The organism is Actinoplanes sp. KI2, assembly GCF_025630775.1.
GTDB lineage: Bacteria > Actinomycetota > Actinomycetes > Mycobacteriales > Micromonosporaceae > Actinoplanes.
Window position 1 is genome coordinate 25,438 of record NZ_JAOSZE010000010.1, and the last position, 15,784, is coordinate 41,221.

The 15,784-nt window shown below is 71.6% G+C and carries 17 protein-coding genes; 9 read left to right on the top strand and 8 right to left on the bottom strand.

The genetic code is table 11. From position 1 onward, the window contains the following. Window positions 1-93 precede the first annotated feature (93 nt). The 3 genes from ODJ79_RS12225 (at window position 94) to ODJ79_RS12235 (ending at window position 3,465) form a co-directional block, all read left to right on the top strand. Complete coding sequence (locus ODJ79_RS12225) at window positions 94-1,788, top strand: nitrite/sulfite reductase (protein WP_263023502.1); 1,695 nt, start codon at window positions 94-96, stop codon at window positions 1,786-1,788. Between the two features lie 151 nt (window positions 1,789-1,939). Continuing rightward, window positions 1,940-2,704: a phosphoadenylyl-sulfate reductase gene (locus ODJ79_RS12230; protein ID WP_263023503.1), complete on the top strand. Its 765-nt coding sequence runs from the start codon at window positions 1,940-1,942 to the stop codon at window positions 2,702-2,704. After that, window positions 2,686-3,465 carry a sirohydrochlorin chelatase gene (locus tag ODJ79_RS12235; protein ID WP_411267304.1) on the top strand — a complete coding sequence of 260 codons (780 nt, stop codon included), beginning with the start codon at window positions 2,686-2,688 and terminating at the stop codon, window positions 3,463-3,465. Before ODJ79_RS12230 ends, ODJ79_RS12235 begins: the two co-directional genes overlap by 19 nt. A 253-nt stretch (window positions 3,466-3,718) precedes the next feature. Here the strand turns inward: ODJ79_RS12235 and ODJ79_RS12240 are convergent, their stop codons facing one another. Further along, window positions 3,719-3,973, bottom strand: a complete 255-nt coding sequence (locus ODJ79_RS12240; protein ID WP_030438685.1) for a WhiB family transcriptional regulator — start codon at window positions 3,971-3,973, stop codon at window positions 3,719-3,721. A gap of 442 nt (window positions 3,974-4,415) precedes the next feature. Continuing rightward, a complete protein-coding gene (locus ODJ79_RS12245; protein ID WP_263023504.1) occupies window positions 4,416-5,366 on the bottom strand; it encodes a diacylglycerol/lipid kinase family protein in 951 nt (316 codons plus the stop codon). Between the two features lie 52 nt (window positions 5,367-5,418). Between ODJ79_RS12245 and ODJ79_RS12250 the strand changes: the two genes are divergently transcribed. Together ODJ79_RS12250 and ODJ79_RS12255 are read left to right on the top strand one after the other, a co-directional pair. Continuing rightward, window positions 5,419-5,823: a hypothetical protein gene (locus ODJ79_RS12250; RefSeq protein WP_263023505.1), complete on the top strand. Its 405-nt coding sequence runs from the start codon at window positions 5,419-5,421 to the stop codon at window positions 5,821-5,823. 38 nt (window positions 5,824-5,861) lie between these two features. Continuing rightward, window positions 5,862-6,584, top strand: coding sequence for a FadR/GntR family transcriptional regulator (locus ODJ79_RS12255; RefSeq protein ID WP_263023506.1), 723 nt, complete (start codon window positions 5,862-5,864; stop codon window positions 6,582-6,584). On the opposite strand, the gene ODJ79_RS12260 is transcribed toward ODJ79_RS12255, so the two are convergent. The 3 genes from ODJ79_RS12260 to sodN are packed head-to-tail and all read right to left on the bottom strand — an operon-like array spanning window position 6,562 to window position 7,907. Beyond that, the gene (locus ODJ79_RS12260) at window positions 6,562-6,966 is read right to left on the bottom strand and encodes an anti-sigma regulatory factor (RefSeq protein ID WP_263023685.1); all 405 of its coding nucleotides are present in this window, start codon (window positions 6,964-6,966) and stop codon (window positions 6,562-6,564) included. The two genes, ODJ79_RS12255 and ODJ79_RS12260, sit on opposite strands and share 23 nt — an antisense overlap. A gap of 30 nt (window positions 6,967-6,996) precedes the next feature. Continuing rightward, on the bottom strand, window positions 6,997-7,446 hold the full coding sequence (locus ODJ79_RS12265) for a GNAT family N-acetyltransferase (RefSeq protein WP_263023686.1): 450 nt from the start codon (window positions 7,444-7,446) through the stop codon (window positions 6,997-6,999). Between the two features lie 56 nt (window positions 7,447-7,502). Next, on the bottom strand, window positions 7,503-7,907 hold the full coding sequence (sodN, locus tag ODJ79_RS12270) for a superoxide dismutase, Ni (RefSeq protein WP_263023507.1): 405 nt from the start codon (window positions 7,905-7,907) through the stop codon (window positions 7,503-7,505). Between the two features lie 86 nt (window positions 7,908-7,993). Here sodN and ODJ79_RS12275 point away from each other — a divergent pair, with 86 nt between their 5' ends. The 3 genes from ODJ79_RS12275 (at window position 7,994) to ODJ79_RS12285 (ending at window position 11,210) form a co-directional block, all read left to right on the top strand. Further along, a complete protein-coding gene (locus tag ODJ79_RS12275) occupies window positions 7,994-8,302 on the top strand; it encodes a S26 family signal peptidase (protein WP_263023508.1) in 309 nt (102 codons plus the stop codon). Window positions 8,303-8,424: 122 nt separating this feature from the next. After that, window positions 8,425-9,705 carry an NADP-dependent malic enzyme gene (locus ODJ79_RS12280; RefSeq protein WP_263023509.1) on the top strand — a complete coding sequence of 427 codons (1,281 nt, stop codon included), beginning with the start codon at window positions 8,425-8,427 and terminating at the stop codon, window positions 9,703-9,705. 554 nt (window positions 9,706-10,259) lie between these two features. Continuing rightward, window positions 10,260-11,210 carry a zinc-binding dehydrogenase gene (locus ODJ79_RS12285; RefSeq protein WP_263023510.1) on the top strand — a complete coding sequence of 317 codons (951 nt, stop codon included), beginning with the start codon at window positions 10,260-10,262 and terminating at the stop codon, window positions 11,208-11,210. 55 nt (window positions 11,211-11,265) lie between these two features. On the opposite strand, the gene ODJ79_RS12290 is transcribed toward ODJ79_RS12285, so the two are convergent. Then, a complete protein-coding gene (locus tag ODJ79_RS12290; protein WP_263023511.1) occupies window positions 11,266-12,168 on the bottom strand; it encodes an alpha/beta hydrolase family protein in 903 nt (300 codons plus the stop codon). 131 nt (window positions 12,169-12,299) lie between these two features. Between ODJ79_RS12290 and ODJ79_RS12295 the strand changes: the two genes are divergently transcribed. Beyond that, complete coding sequence (locus ODJ79_RS12295; RefSeq protein ID WP_263023512.1) at window positions 12,300-12,461, top strand: hypothetical protein; 162 nt, start codon at window positions 12,300-12,302, stop codon at window positions 12,459-12,461. A gap of 4 nt (window positions 12,462-12,465) precedes the next feature. On the opposite strand, the gene ODJ79_RS12300 is transcribed toward ODJ79_RS12295, so the two are convergent. Next, entirely contained in the window at window positions 12,466-13,581 is a 1,116-nt protein-coding gene (locus ODJ79_RS12300; protein ID WP_263023513.1) for an acetate/propionate family kinase, read from the bottom strand. Beyond that, a complete protein-coding gene (pta, locus tag ODJ79_RS12305) occupies window positions 13,578-15,656 on the bottom strand; it encodes a phosphate acetyltransferase (protein ID WP_263023514.1) in 2,079 nt (692 codons plus the stop codon). The genes ODJ79_RS12300 and pta overlap by 4 nt, the downstream gene beginning before the upstream one ends. Window positions 15,657-15,784: the final 128 nt, after the last annotated feature.

Genomic DNA, 15,784 nt, shown 5'->3' on the forward strand with positions numbered 1-15,784 from the left:
GACGCGGCCGGCACTCTCCTGACACAGATGTCACGAGCCTCACAGGTGCCGTGAGCGTCCTTCCGCGCCCACGAAACCCGGAGGACCGCCGACATGGCGCCCAGCAGCACCACAGCTACGCCGACCGCCCGCCCTCGCAAGGCGCGCGGCGAGGGCCAGTGGGCGCTCGGACACCGCGAGCCGCTCAACCCCAATGAGCGCAGCAAGAAGGACGACAACCCGCTCAACGTCCGCGCCCGCATCGAGAACATCTACGCGCACCGCGGGTTCGCCTCGATCGACCCGGCCGACCTGCGCGGCCGGTTCCGCTGGTGGGGCCTCTACACCCAGCGCAAGGCCGGAATCGACGGCGGTCGCACCGCGATCCTCGAGCCCGAGGAGCTCGAGGACGAGTACTTCATGCTCCGGGTCCGGATCGACGGCGGCGGGCTCAGCCTCGACCAGCTTCGTACCATCGCCGGCATCGCGCAGGAGTTCGCCCGCGACTCGGCCGACATCACCGACCGGCAGAACATCCAGCTGCATTGGGTACGCATCGAGGACGTCCCGGAGATCTGGCGCCGTCTCGAGGCGGTCGGCCTGCAGACCACCGAGGCCTGCGGCGACTGCCCGCGGGTGGTGCTGGGCAGCCCGGTGGCGGGCATCTCGGTCGACGAGGTGGTGGACGCCACCCCGGCGATCAACGAGATCCTCGCCCGGTACATCGGCGACCCGAAGTACTCCAACCTCCCGCGTAAGTTCAAGACCACCATCGGCTGGCTGGCCGACACCCCGTACCAGGCCAACGACGTCTCGTTCATCGGCGTGGTGCACCCCGAGTACGGCCCCGGCTTCGACCTGTGGGTCGGCGGCGGTCTCTCCACCAACCCGCGCCTGGCCGAGCGGCTCGGCGCCTGGGTGCCACTCGCCGAGATCCCGGATGTCTGGGAGGGCGTGGTCGGCATCTTCCGCGACTACGGCTACCGCCGGCTGCGCCACCGCGCCCGGCTGAAGTTCCTGCTCGCCGACTGGGGTGTCGCCAGGTTCCGCGAGGTGCTGGAGAAGGAGTACCTCGGCCGCGCGCTGATCGACGGCCCCGAGCCGGAGCTGCCGGAGAAGCCGATCGATCACATCGGCGTGCACAAGCAGCGGGACGGGCTCAACTACGTGGGGGCGGCGCCGGTGGTCGGGCGCTCGTCCGGCACTCAGCTCGCCCGGCTGGCCGACGTGGTCGAGCGGCACGGGTCGCAGCGGGTGCGGCTCACGCCGTACCAGAAGCTGTTGGTCCTCGACGTTGCCGACGATCAGGTGGAGTCGCTGGTCACCGGGTTGCGCGAGATCGGGCTGGAGGCGCGGCCGTCCAGCTGGCGGCGGGGCACGATGGCCTGCACCGGCATCGAGTACTGCAAGCTCGCGATCGTCGAGACCAAGAAGCGCGGCGAGGACCTGGTGTCCCGGCTCGAGCAGCGACTGGGCGATTTCGACGCGGACATCTCGATCAACATCAACGGCTGCCCGAACGCCTGCGCGCGCACCCAGGTCGCCGACATCGGCCTCAAGGGCCAGCTGGTGATGAACGAGAACGGCGAGCAGGTCGAGGGCTTCCAGATCCACCTGGGCGGCGCGCTCGGCATGGCCAAGGGCGAGATCGCCGGCTTCGGCCGCAAGGTCCGTGGCCTCAAGGCCACCGCCGAGGAGCTTCCCGGGTACGTGGAGCGCCTCGCCACCAACTACCTGGCCGACCGGTCGTCGGCGCAGGAGTCGTTCGCCACCTGGGTGGTCCGCGCGGACGAGGAGCTCATCAGATGAGCGACACCCGGTCGACGCCCCTCTATTGCCCCTACTGCGGGGAAGAGGACCTCTTTCCGCACGAGGCCTCGCACGGAGCCTGGGAGTGCCACTCCTGCGCTCGGGTTTTCACGGTGAAGTTCAACGGTCTGCTTTCCAAGGGAGTCAACCGATGACGATCGTCGCCGCCACGTCTCTCAATCTCGTCACACTCGGCGCCGCGCCGGGACCGGTCGAGGCCGGTCGCCGTACGCCCGCCGAGCTCGAGGCTCTCGCCCGCGACGCGGCCGTCGCGCTGGAGGGCGCCCCCGCCGAGCGGATCGCCAAGTGGGCGACCGACACGTTCGGCGCGCGGTTCTGCGTGACGAGCTCGATGGCCGACGCCGTCGTGGCCCACCTCTTCTCCCGGGTCTCCCCGGGCGTCGACGTGGTCTTCCTCGACACCGGCCTGCACTTCCCGGAGACGCTCAAGGTGCGCGACACCGTCGCCGCGACCATGGACGTCAACGTCCGCTCGATCCGGCCGCGGATGACCGTGGGCCAGCAGGACGGCGAGTTCGGCCCCCGGCTGTTCGCCCGCAGCCCCGACGAGTGCTGCTTCCTGCGCAAGGTCGAGCCGCTCGAGCGCGCCCTGGCCGACTACGACGCCTGGGCCACCGGCCTGCGCCGCGACGAGTCGCCGACCCGCGCCAACACGCCGGTCGTCGCCTTCGACGCGAAGAAGGGCAAGGTCAAGGTCAACCCGATCGCGGCCTGGACCCAGGCCGACGTGGACCGCTATGTCAGCCGGTGGAACGTGCCGGTCAACGAGCTGTTCAAGAAGGGGTACGGCTCGATCGGCTGCTGGCCGTGCACCCGGCGTACCCAGGCCGGCGAGGACCCGCGCGCGGGCCGCTGGGCGATGTTCGAGAAGACCGAATGCGGTCTGCACGTCTGACCGGCCCACGTCTGACCGGCCCACGTCTGACCGGCCCACGTCTGACCGGCCCTGACCGGCTCGCCGTGGTCCTGGTGGCCCACGGCAGCCGGGATCCGCGGGCCGCGGCGGCGACCGAGGCGCTGGCCTGCGCGGTGCGCCGGGTCCGGCCCGACTGGGAGGTCCGGGCGACCTACCTGGACCACGCCGGCCCGCGCCCGCTGGACGTGCTCGCCGCACTGCCGGGGCGCCGGGCCGTCGTGGTCCCGCTGCTGCTGACCAAGGCCTACCACGGCCGGGTCGACCTTCCCGCGGTGCTGTCCGCGGCGGCCGGCCTGCCGGTCTCGGTCACCCTCGCGCCGGTGCTGGGTCCGGCGCCGGCGGTCATCGAGGGGCTGGTGCGGCGGCTGCCCGCCGATCGGCTCGACGCGGTGGTGCTGGCGGCGGCCGGCACCCGCGACGCGGCCGCCCGGGCGACGGTCGAGCGGGCCGCCGATGCCCTCAGCGCCCGCCTGAGCGTCCCGTGCGCCGTCTCCTATGCCTCGGCCGCCCCGCCGCTCCCCGGTGCCGTTGTGGATCTCCTGAGGGCCTCCGGCGCCCGCCGGATCGGCGTCGCCGCCTACTTCCTGGCTCCGGGCCGGCTGTACGACCTGGCGGCCCGTTCGGCGCTCGAGGCCGGCGCGGTGGCCGTGGCCGAGCCGCTCACCGACGCACCGGAGATCGCCCGCCTGGTGGCGGCAAGGGTGGACGAGAGCCTCTCGGGTCTGCTCGCCGCCGCGTGACCGTTCCGTCGTAGCGCAGCGTCACCGAGCGACCAGCTCCCGTGTCTACAACGGAGGGTAAGGCGCCGGAGACTATTTGTTTGCCTGGCTCGTCATTTTCGAGATCATTTCGTGAATCTCGATGAAACCCAACGTGATCGAATTCGCGCTCTCCGGCACCTGGCCGGAATCCCCGCGCTCCGTAATCGAGTCAGAACAGCAAGACGCCCCGGCACCGATCGGTCCGGGGCGCAAATGCTTCGGGGGGATTGGGTCAGGCGGTGGGAGCGCCGACCCGAAGGCCGCCACGACGCTTGACCGCGCGCCGCTCGTCCTCGCTCATCCCGCCCCAGACGCCGGCGTCCTGACCGGACTCGAGTGCCCACGCGAGGCATTCGGAGGTCACGGGGCACCGCCGGCACACGGCCTTGGCCTGCTCGACCTGCAGGAGCGCGGGGCCGGACGTCCCGATCGGGAAGAACAGCTCCGGGTCCTCGTCGCGGCAGATCGCATCGTGACGCCAGTCCATGGCGGCAACACTCCTTGTTTCGGATGGGGTAATGAATTCGCGTACTGGTTTACCTATGCGTGCACGGTGGCGGTCGTCGGGCGGACAGCCCATCTGATCGCCGTGACCGGCAGCAAGCTTTTGGGTGTTCCCGGAGTCGTTCGGCGCTTCTGGATTAGGAACGCGCGCAAGCGGCACCCGGTTACTTCTTATCGCTTGTGAATGCTTTCACGAACTCGTGCGATGTCAAGGGTAGCGGCGGAATTTTCTCCCCGCGGGTGAGCTGGCTCACGACCCCTTTGTCCGGTTCTGCCCCTGCTGTTTCGAGAAGCGCCAGAGCCGGATGACCTACGCCCCCATCAATGTAGTACGGTCCGGGCCGCCTCGCCGACCTTTTGCCCGACTTTCTGTAACGGATCGTGATGGCTGCCCGGGAGCGTGGCCGCTGTGTACGGAGCGCTGGTCAGCAGATCACGCGCAGTGCTTCGGGGACGGACGCGAAGTGCACCTTCTGCCGTTCCCCCAGGTAATCGCCGTCCAGTTGGAAGGCCTGCGGCCGGCTCGCGACCACGGTGAACTCGTCCTGGTCGTGCAGCTGCAGCACCTGCTTGCCGTGCGGGTCGCCACGGCGGGTGGCCAACTGGGCGAGAGTACGTGTGGTGCTGGTCACCGCCAGGCCCCGCAGGGCGAGCACGTCCAGCCCGCGGTCGAAGGACGCCGCCGGATTCGGATTGATCGGCCGGTCACCCAGGTATGTCCACGGTGCGGTGTTCTGCACGATGACCGTGCCGAGGTCGAGCTCGGCCGGCTCGCCGGGCCGCTCGATCGAGAGCGGCGGGTTCTTCCGGTCGTCGCCGACCAGGAACTGCCCGACGATCGAGCGGAAGTAGAGCGCGGGGGTCGACTTGCGGCCGCGCAGCCGGGACTGCTCGACCCGGCGCACCACCGCCGCGTCCAGTCCCACGCCGGCGGCGAAGGTGAAGTAGCGGTCGTCGGCCCGGCCGAGCCCGATCACCCGGTGCCGGCCGTCGCGCAGCGCCTCGAGGATCACGCTGGTGCCGTCCACCCAGTCGCGGGGCAGGCCCAGCGCGCGGGCGAAGACGTTGGTCGATCCGCCGGGCACCACGGCGAGCGCGGGCAGCGCGTTGGCCCGCGGGCCGCTGATGCCGTCCAGCGCGGCGTGCGCGGCCATCAGGCCGTTGACCGCCTCGTTGATCGTGCCGTCGCCGCCCAGGGTCACCACGACATCGACGCCGCTCTCCGCGGCGGCCCGCGCCAGCGCGGTGGCGTGCCCGCGGCGCTTCGTGTACTCCACGGTCAGGCTGACCGCGCTGCGCAGCGCCCGGACCAGCACGTCGCGGCTGCGCTCGCTGGTGGTGGTGGCCTTGGGGTTAACCACCAGTAACGCTCGCATGGGCGGCACTGTACCCGGAGATCGGCCCGGGGTCTGTCGGTATGGTGCTCGGGTGACCGCTGAGAAGGGTGAGAATGCCGTCGTTGACAATCCGGCGACGTTGGTGTGGGCGGTTCGGCTGCTCTACCTGCAGTGCGCCGGGCTGGCCGCGCTGACGGTCTGGCTGACGATCGTCACGGTGACGCGCACTCTCGACGTGGTCGCGATGGCGATCGCGCTCATCGTGCTGGCCGCGATCGGCGCGGTGAGTGTCTTCTTCGTGGCCCGCGCGCTCGGCCGCCGGTCCCTGCACGCCCGCGGGCCGGCGATCGTCGTGCAGCTGTTCGTGATTGCCGCGGGTGGCTTCCTGGTTCAGGTGCATCCGCTCTGTCTCGGCCTCGTCATGCTGGCCTGGGGCGTGTTGACCGGAGTGCTCGTCGTGGTTCCGCCGACAACCCGAGCGCTCGGCGTCGATTAATGGCCCTCGTGTCCCTACGCAGGGCCTACCCTGTGTAGGTGACCGGATCAACGGTGCGGCCGCCCGCCTATCAACTCCTGGCAGACGAGCTACGCGCGGACATCACATCGGGACGACTGCAACCGGGTGAACGGCTGCCACCCGAGCCCGAGCTGTGCGTGAAGACCGGGGTCAGCCGCAGCACGGTGCGGGAGGCGCTGCGGCTGCTGGCCAGCCAGCACCTCATCGTCACCACCCGCGGCGTGACCGGTGGCAGCTTCGTCGCCCATCCCGACGCCGAGCAACTGGCCGACGGTCTGGCCGCCGGCTTCACGCTGCTGACCAACTCGGCCGATGTGGACCTCGCCGACCTGCTGGAGCTGCGCCGGGCCCTCGAGGTGCCGGCCGCCGGGCTGGCCGCGGCGCGGCGTACCGAGGAACACCTCATCGAGATCCGCGGCGCGCTCTTCGACCCGGATCTCGACGACTTCGAGACCAAGATGGCGGCGCACGCGGCGTTCCACATGGCGGTGGCCAAGGCGACCGGCAACCCGCTCTTCGAGCTGGTGGTGCGCCCGCTCTACCACGCTCAGTTCGGCGCGGACGTCACCGCCAACCTGCCGGCGGACTACTGGACGCGGATCGACGCCGATCACCGCGCGATGATCGACTGCATCACCGCGCGGGACGTGGAGTCGGCCCGCCGGACGGCGAGCAGCCACCTCGACTACGTCGGGTCGAGCACCCGCGAGCGCCAGATCATGCCTCAATACGGCGGGTGAGCAGCCGGATGGTCGCCCGCTGACCACTGGTCTCGGCCGTGGCCGAGGTGGTCAGCGCGGTCAGCACCTTCCACGCGAAGGAGGACTCGGCCGGCAGGCGGGCGCCGCGCACCGTCGTCACGCTCACCTCGACGGTCAGCGCGTCGTCGGTCACCGCGAAGCGGCACGCCAGCTCGGCGCCGCGGGTGGCGATCGCGAGCAGCATCGCGCACGCCTCGTCGACGGCGATCCGCAGGTCCTCGATCTCGTCCAGCGCGAAGTGGAGCCGGGCCGCGAGGCCGGCCGTCGCGGTGCGGAGCACGCCCAGGTAGCCGCCGTCGGCGGGCACCGTCAGCAGGACGACGTCGTCGCCGAGGGCCGGATCAGGGTGCGCGTGCGTCAAGGTCACCGTTTCCTCCCAACGCCAGGCAGCCTAGCCGTTCAGCGCGGCGGCCGGGGAGGCCCGCTCGGCGAGCCGGTGCAGCGCGTCCCCGGAGAGGCGGTACGGCAGCCAGTCGGCGGTGACCGTGGCGCCGATCGCGGCGTAGAACTCGGCCGCCGGGTTCCAGTCCAGCATCACCCACTCGAGGCGCTGGTAGCCGCGGCGGACGCAGAGGTCGGCCAGCGCGGCCAGCAGGGCACCGCCGGCGCCGGTGCCCCGAGCCTCGGGGCGCACGTAGAGGTCCTCGAGGTGGATGCCGGAGGTGCCGGTCCAGGTCGAGAAGTTGAGGAACCAGAGCGCGAAGCCGACCGGCTGGTCGCCGGCGTCGACCGCGACGTGGCCGAAGACGGTGGGCTCGTCGAAGAGCACCCCGGTGAGCTGCTCGGCGGTCAGGTGGCACTGGTCGGCCGCGCGCTCGAAGTCGGCCAGCTCATGGACCATGGCGACAACGGCCGGCACGTCCGAGGGACGCACCGGCCGCACCGTAGCGGTGAAGCTCACGCCTGCTTGGTCTCCCAGAAGATCTTCGAGATCTCCTCGATCTTGGCGAGCAGCTGGTCGCCGATCGCCGGGTCCAGGGAGCCCTTGGCGCCGGCCGCGCCGGCCAGCTTGGTGGCCTCGTTGAAGAGCTGGTGCAGGTTCGGGTACTTCTCGAAGTGGGGGGCCTTGAAGTAGTCCGTCCACAGCACCCAGAGGTGGTGCTTGACGAGCTCGGCCCGCTGCTCCTTGATGAGGATGGCGCGGGTGCGGAACTCGGGGTCGGTGTTCGCCTGGTACTTCTCCTGGATGGCCTTCACCGACTCGGCCTCGATCCGGGCCTGTGCCGGGTCGTAGACGCCGCAGGGCAGGTCGCAGTGGGCGCTGACCACGGTACGCGGCGTGAGGAAACGCGGAAGTCGCATCAGGACTCCTCCATACGGGTTTGCGATGATCCGCGGTTGACACTACCCCTTACATCTCGGCCGTAACGCAACGGAGGACAACTGCCTTGAGGTGGCAATTACCACTGTTCGCCGTCCTGGTGAGCGGGCCGTCGATGGCGCCCGTCCTGCGCTCCGGCGACGCGCTGCTGGTCCGCCGCGGCGGCCGGGTGCGGGCCGGGGACCTGGTCGTGGCGCGATTCCGGGCCCGGCCGGAGCTGCTGGTGGTGAAGCGGGCGGTCCGCGAGCAGGACGGCGGCTGGTGGATCCAGGGCGACAACGCACTGGTCGAGGACGACTCCCGGCGGTACGGGGTGGCGGATGTCATTGGCCGCGTGTTAATTCGTTACTATCCGCGGCCTGGTCGGCTAAGTTAAGGTCCAGAAACCGCAGCGCACACCCGCGCAGCGGGTTGCTACCCCGGGTGATCCCCGCATCGCACCGCCGCTCGACGCTCATTCGCGATCGAGGACCGCGCCGGTGCACCGTGTCAATGCCGATGCCGTGTGGAGTCACCGTGTCATTCTTCAGCTTCGAGCTCGATCCCGCCCTAGCCGCCGACCCCGTCTTCGACCTGCACAGGCAGGGGAAGATGTCGATCAGCCCCACCGTCTCGCTGGCCAGCCGCGACGACCTGTCCCTCGCGTACACCCCCGGCGTGGCCCGGGTCTGCGAGGCCATCGCCGACGACCCCTCGCTCTACCCCGACTACACCTGGACGGCCAACACGGTCGCCGTCGTCACCGACGGCAGCGCGGTGCTCGGCCTCGGCAACATCGGGCCCAAGGCCGCGATGCCGGTCATGGAGGGCAAGGCGATCCTGTTCAAGCAGTTCGGCGGGGTCGACTCGATCCCGATCTGCCTGGACACGCAGGACGTCGAGGGCATCATCGCGGCGGTCAAGGCGATGGCGCCGTCGTTCGGGGGCATCAACCTCGAGGACATCAGCGCCCCGCGCTGCTTCGAGATCGAGCGGCGGCTCGACGCCGAGCTGGACATCCCGGTCTTCCACGACGACCAGCACGGCACGGCGGTGGTCACGCTCGCCGCCCTGCGCAACGCGGCCAAGCTGCTCGAGCGGCGCTTCGCCGACCTGCGCGTGGTGATCAGCGGGGCGGGCGCGGCCGGCGTCGCGATCACCAAGACGCTGATCGCGGCCGGCGTCGACGGCGCCAACGTGATCATCTGCGACTCGCGGGGCATCGTCCACGCCGAGCGCGGCGACCTGACCTCGATCAAGGCGGAGCTGGCGGCCACAACGAACCTCTCCGGGCGCACCGGGGGCATCGCCGAGGCCCTGATCGGCGCGGACGTGCTGATCGGCGTCTCCGGCGGCGCGATCCCCGAGGCGGCGCTGGCCGGGATGGCGCCGCGCGGCATCATCTTCGCGCTGGCCAACCCGACGCCCGAGGTGCCGCCGCACATCGCGCACAAGTACGCGGCGATCGTCGCGACCGGCCGCAGCGACTTCCCCAACCAGATCAACAACGTGCTCGCCTTCCCGGGGATCTTCCGGGGCGCGCTCGACTCCCGCGCCACGACGATCACCGACGCGATGAAGGTGGCGGCGGCCGAGGCCATCGCCGACGTGGTCTCCGACGACCTGCGCGCCGAGGCGATCGTGCCGTCGCCGCTCGACCCGCGGGTCGCCCCGGCGGTCGCGGCGGCGGTGGCCGAGGCCGCGGCGCGCGACGGGGTGGCTCGCCGGCACGTGGGACCGTCGGCGCCCGAGCCGCGCAAGTCGACGCTGTCGCTGCTGACCGAGTCCGACATCAACTGATCCGCAGCGCTTCGAGAGTCTGATCCCGCAGCGCTTCGAGCAAGCCCGGCGGCCGCGACGGCCGCCGGGCTTCGCCGTCTCCGGCGGCCCGCCCGAGGTGGCGGCCCACCCGAGACTGCGGCCCACCTGAGACGGCGGCGGCCCACCTGAGACGGCGGCGGCCCACCTGAGACGGCGGCGGCCCACCTGAGACGGCGGCGGCCCACCTGACTGAGACGGCGGCGGCCTGCCCGAGACGGCGGCCCTCCCGAGAATGCGGGCTGCGCGGGAGGTCGGAGTGCGCGGCGCGGTGGCCGCGTGCGGGATGGCGGGGCGGCGGAGCGAGCGGTGCGGCGGAGCGAGCGGTGCGGCCGAGTGTGCGGTGCGGCGCGGGGCACGGGCGGCGGGGTGTAGGTGAGCGCGCGAAGCGCGCTCGGCCCGGCAGCTCCGCCCGGCGGCGGACCGCGGGCGCGACCCACCGCCCGGCCGCCTCGCGACGGCGGGGGCGGACATCGATGCGGTGGGGGACGGGCGAGCCCTCGTACCGGAAATGGGGTCTTCTATAGGGTCGGAGAATGCGCGCTGCTATCGCCATCGGAGCCGACCAGGACGAACCGCTGCGGGTGCTGAGCGTGGGCGAGGCGCCCGAGCCGGCCACGCCGGACGGCTGGGTGACCATCGACGTGCGGGCGGCGTCGCTCAACCACCATGACCTCTGGTCGTTGCGCGGCGTGGGGCTGCCGCCGGACCGCTTGCCGATGATCCTCGGCTGTGACGCCGCGGGCGTGGACCCGGACGGCAACGAGGTCGTGATCTACCCGGTGGTGGCCGACCCGGGCGATCCCCGCGGGTATTCGCTGCTCTCCGAGCGTCACCCGGGCACCCTCGCCGAGCGGGTCGCCGTGCCCCGGGCGAACCTGATCGCCAAGCCGGCCGGGTTGTCGTTCCTGGAGGTCGCCTGCCTGCCGACCGCCTGGCTCACCGCCTTCCACATGCTCACCACCCGAGGCCGCGTCGACGAGGGCGCCGCGGTGCTCGTGCAGGGCGCCGGCGGCGGGGTGGCCACCGCGGCGGTCGCGCTCGCGCTGGCGATGGGCAAGAGGGTGTACGCGTCGAGCCGCGATCCCGGAAAGCGGGAGCGGATCGCCGCGCTGGGCGCCACCGCGATCGAGCCCGGCGCGCGGCTCCCCGAGCGGGTCGACGTGGTGATCGAGTCGGTCGGCGAGCCCACCTTCGACCACTCGATGAAGTGCGCGGCCCCGGGCGCCCGAATTGTGGTGTGCGGGGCGACCGGCGGCCACCTGGCCACGATCGACCTGCGGCGACTGTTCGCGATGCGGCTGGAACTGCTCGGCAGCACCATGGGCAGCCGGGAGGAGCTGGCCGCGCTGCTCGACCTGTGCGTCGCGAAGAACGTGCACCCGATCATCGACTCGACCTACGGCTTCACGGCGGTGGCGGACGCCTTCGCACACCTCGCGTCGGGCGACGTCTTCGGCAAGGTCGCGCTCGACCTACTGCACTGAGCTGCTCGACACTGAGCTGCTCGACACTGAGCTGCTCGACACTGAGCTGCTCGACCTACTGCACTGAGAGCTGTGGGTACTCCATCGGCGGCAACCCGCTCCAGGCCGCCGTGTCGCCGTCGAGCGTCCACCGCAGGAAGTCGATGACCAGCGAGTTCATCGTGTCGTACCCGATGTCGCCCGGCCGCAGGTAGGTGGCGTGCGAGTCGCGGCGCATCAGCACGTACGACTTGGGCCAGGGCACCCGGGAGAACAGCCGGCGACTGCTCGCCACCGGCACGATCGGGTCGGCCTTGCCCTGCAGGAACAGCATGGTCGCGGGTGGCCCGGCGAACGCACCCTTGGCACCCCACCCGGCCATGATGACGCCCGCCCGCAGCCGCGGGTCGTGCCCGGCGGTGAACAGCCCGGTGGTGGTGTAGCCGCCGGCCGAGTGCCCGATCGCGGCCAGGTGGTCGGTGTCCATCCGGTGCCACAGCGGGTCGCCGGCGGTCTCGTTCAGTCGCGCGACCGCGTTCAGCACGAAGCGGGCGTCGGCCGGCTGGTTGACGATGTCCGGTCGCTCGAAGTCGTCGGTGAACTCGCTCGTGTGGGGGAACGTCGGCGCGGCTACCACGAATCCGGCCGCGGCCCAGTCGGCCAGGGTGTCCGCGTACCGCGGCGCCGAGCCGCTCAGCCCGTGGCAGAAGATGACCAGCGGAAACCGGCCCGGCGCGGGCGGGACGGCGGCCCGGACCGGCAGGCGCACGGCCGCGGGATAGAAGACGAGCGTCGGCAGCGGGCGGTCCGGGCCACGGTGCAGCCGAAGGATGCGCAGCCCAACCGGGTAGGCGACCGGCGCGGGCGCGACGACCGGCGGGAACGGTACGGCGATCGGCGCCGATGTGTGCACGCAACCCGTGCCCGCCAGGGCGAGAACGAGCGCGATCACCACCCCACCCGGCCGCCGCGTCCTCATGATCCAAAGTTACGGCCAACCCGCCCACCAAGGGGTGAAATCCTCAGACCCGGCGCATTCGTCCTGGTAGGCGAGGTGGGATCGCGAGTGGCGTTGGTCGGCGCAGGAACCCTTTCGCTATGGTCTTGGCCATGTCTGACAACAGCGTCGATCCCAGTGGCAACACCGAGGCGTTCCGTGCCTTCACCCAGACCCCGCAGCCGGAGGCCGCGGCCTCCAAGACTCCTCTGATCGTCACCGGCGTGGTCGTGGCCGTGGTGCTGATCGCCCTGATCATCTGGCTCGTCGCCTGATCGGTCAGTCGTGGAGCCCCAGCGCGGCGCGGGACTGGTTGGCGATCTCCAGTTCCTCGTCGGTGGGGACCACGCACACTGCGGTGCGGCCGCCGTCCGGCGAGATGATCGGGGCGGCGGCCGCGTTGCGTACCGGGTCGAGCGCGATGCCCAGCGGCTCCAGCCCGGACAGCGTCGCCTCCCGGACCTCCGGTGAGTTCTCGCCCACGCCCGCGGTGAACGCGATCGCGTCGACCCGGCCCAGCACGGCCAGGTAGGCGCCCACGTACTCGCGGATGCGGCGGATGTAGACGTCGAAGCCGAGGATGGCCGCCGCGTCGCCGGCCTCCCGGCGGGACTCCACCGCACGCAGGTCGTTGTCCCCGGTGAGGCCGAGCAGGCCGGCGTGCCGGGTCAGCAGCGTCTCGATCTCGTCGATCGGCAGGCCGGCCACCCGGTGCAGGTGGAAGATCACCGTCGGGTCGATCGCGCCGCTGCGGGTGCCCATCACCAGACCGTCCAGCGGGGACAGGCCCATCGAGGTGGCGATGCTGCGGCCGCCCTGGACGGCGCAGGCGCTGGCGCCGTTGCCGAGGTGCAGGGTGATCACGTTGACCTCGGCCGGCGGACGACCCAGGATCTCGGCGGTGCGGCGCGCCACGTACGCGTGCGAGGTGCCGTGGAACCCGTACCGCCGGATCTGCCACCGCTCCGCGAGCTTCGGGTCGATCGCCCAGGTGAAGCCCTCGGGCGGAATCGTCGCGTGGAACGCGGTGTCGAAAACCGCCACCTGTGGCACCGACGGCAGCAGCTTGCGGGCCACCTCGATGCCGCTCAGCGCCGCCGGCTGATGCAGCGGCGCCAGCGGGACCAGCGCCTCGATCCGCTCGACCACGGCGTCGTCGATCACCGTGGGCTCGCCGAAGTCGGGACCGCCGTGCACCACCCGGTGCCCGACCGCGGCCAGCCCGTCCAGGTCGGTCTCCGCCATGATCCGCTGAAGCGCGGCGAGGTGGTCGGCGGCGTCCCCGCCCTGTTCGCCGATCCGCTGGACCAGGCCCTTGGCGACCGTCCCGGCGCCGTCGAAGAGCCGGTATTTCACCGATGAGGAGCCGCAGTTGAGCACCAGCACCCGGGTCATCGCACCGCCGCCTGAATCGCCGTGATCGCCACCGTGTTGACGATGTCCTTGACCGTCGCGCCCCGGGACAGGTCGTTGACCGGCCGGCGCAGGCCCTGCATGACCGGACCGACGGCGACCGCGTTGGCCGACCGCTGGACCGCCTTGTACGTGTTGTTCCCCGTGTTCAGGTCGGGGAAGACGAAGACCGTGGCCTTGCCGGCGACCTCGCTGTGCGGCAGTTTGGTGGCCGCCACCGCGGGGTCGACCGCCGCGTCGTACTGGATCGGTCCCTCCACCGGCAGATCGGGCCGGCGCTTCTGAACCAGCGCGGTGGCCGCCGCGACCTTCTCCACGTCGGCGCCCGCCCCCGAACTGCCGGTGGAGTACGACAGCATCGCCACCCGCGGCTCGATGCCGAACGCCGCCGCCGTCCGCGCCGAGGAGAGGGCGATGTCGGCCAGTTGCTCGGCGTCCGGGTCGGGGTTGACCGCGCAGTCCCCGTAGACCAGCACCCGGTCGGCCAGCAGCATAAAGAACACGCTGGACGCCACCGAGACGTCCGGGGTGGTGCGGATGATCTCGAACGCCGGGCGGATGGTGGCCGCGGTGGTGTGGGTGGCGCCGGAGACCATCCCGTCGGCCAGCCCCTCGGCGACCATCATCGTGCCGAAGTAGTTGACGTCGCGGACCACGTCGTACGCGAGGTCGAGGGTGACCCCGCGCTTGCGGCGCAGCTCGGCGTAGCGCTCGGCGAACCCGTCCCGCCACTCGCTCGTCGCCGGGTCGACCAGCCGCGCGTCGCCGATCGAGACGCCCAGCTCGCGGGCCCGCCGGGTGATCTCGGCCGGGTCGCCGAGCAGGGTCAGGTCGGCGACTCCGCGGCGCAGCAGCGTCTCGGCGGCCCGGAGGATGCGCTCCTCGGTGCCCTCCGGCAGCACCAGGTGGCGGCGCTCGGCCCGGGCCCGGTCGATCAGATCGTTCTCGAACATCAGCGGGGTGACCCGGGACGACCGGGCCACGTCGAGCAGCCGGGCCAGCTCGGCGGTGTCCACGCTCTCCTCGAACGCGCCGAGCGCGGCCTGCACCTTCCGCGGCGTGCGGGTGCTGAGCCGGGCCTCGATCCGGGCCGCGGTGGCGATCGTGTGGTAGCTGTCGGAGCGCACGACCAGCATCGCGAGCCCGGTGTTCAGCCGCTCGATCACGGCGACCGCCCGCGGGTCGGGGAACTCGCCGAGGGTCAGCACCAGCCCGGCCAGCGTGACGTTGCCCGCGGCGTGCGCGGCGCTCGCGGCGACCAACAGGTCGGCCCGGTCGCCCGGGGTGATCAGCAGGGTCCCGTCGGTCAGGTGCTCGAGCAGGGTCGGCACGTGCGCGGCGCCCACCACGTAGTCGAGCACGTCCCGGTCGAGCGCGCTGTCGGTGCCGGTGACCACGGTGGCGTCCATCGCGGCCGCCACCTCGGCCACCGTCGGCGCGGCCACCGCCGCGACCTCCGGGATCGACCACATCGGGACCGGCAGCCCGGCGTCGGCTTGCGCACCCACCCCATCCGGTACGCGGTTGGCGATCACCGCCAGCACGGTGGCGCCGAGGTCGCTCAGCGAGTGGTACGCGCTGCGGGCGGCGGCGCCCAGGGTCTCGTCGGTGCGCCCCCCGCCGCTGACCACCGGGATCACCACGCTGCCGAACTCGGTCGCCAGCCGGGTGTTGAAGGCCAGCTCGCGGGGCATCTCGTCGCCGCCGGACGCCGGACCGCCGAGGAAGTCGCTGCCGATCACCACGACCGACGCGCACCGCCGCTCGACCTCGCGGTACCGCTCGACGATCCGGCTGATCAGGTCTTCCCATTTGCCGTCGGCGATCAGCGAGCCGGCCTCGGCCGCGGTCACGCCGAACGACTCGGCATAGCCGGCCATCACCGGATAGCGCTCGGTCAGCAGGGTGAGCAGGGCATCGTCGCCGGGACCGGCGAGCAGCGGCCGGAACACGCCGATCCGCGCCACCTGCCGGGAGAGCAACTCGACCAGCCCGAGCGCGACGGTGCTCTTGCCGACACCGGGGCCGAGCCCGGCGACATAGACGCTTCGTGCCACGCCCTCAACCTACCGGCCCAGCCAGAACAGCACCGGGCCAAAAGCCCTCTTGTGCATCAGGCCTTGGCGCGCGACACTAGTCCCACGACAACTGTTTATCCACAGGGCGGGGAGCGGGATGAACGGTG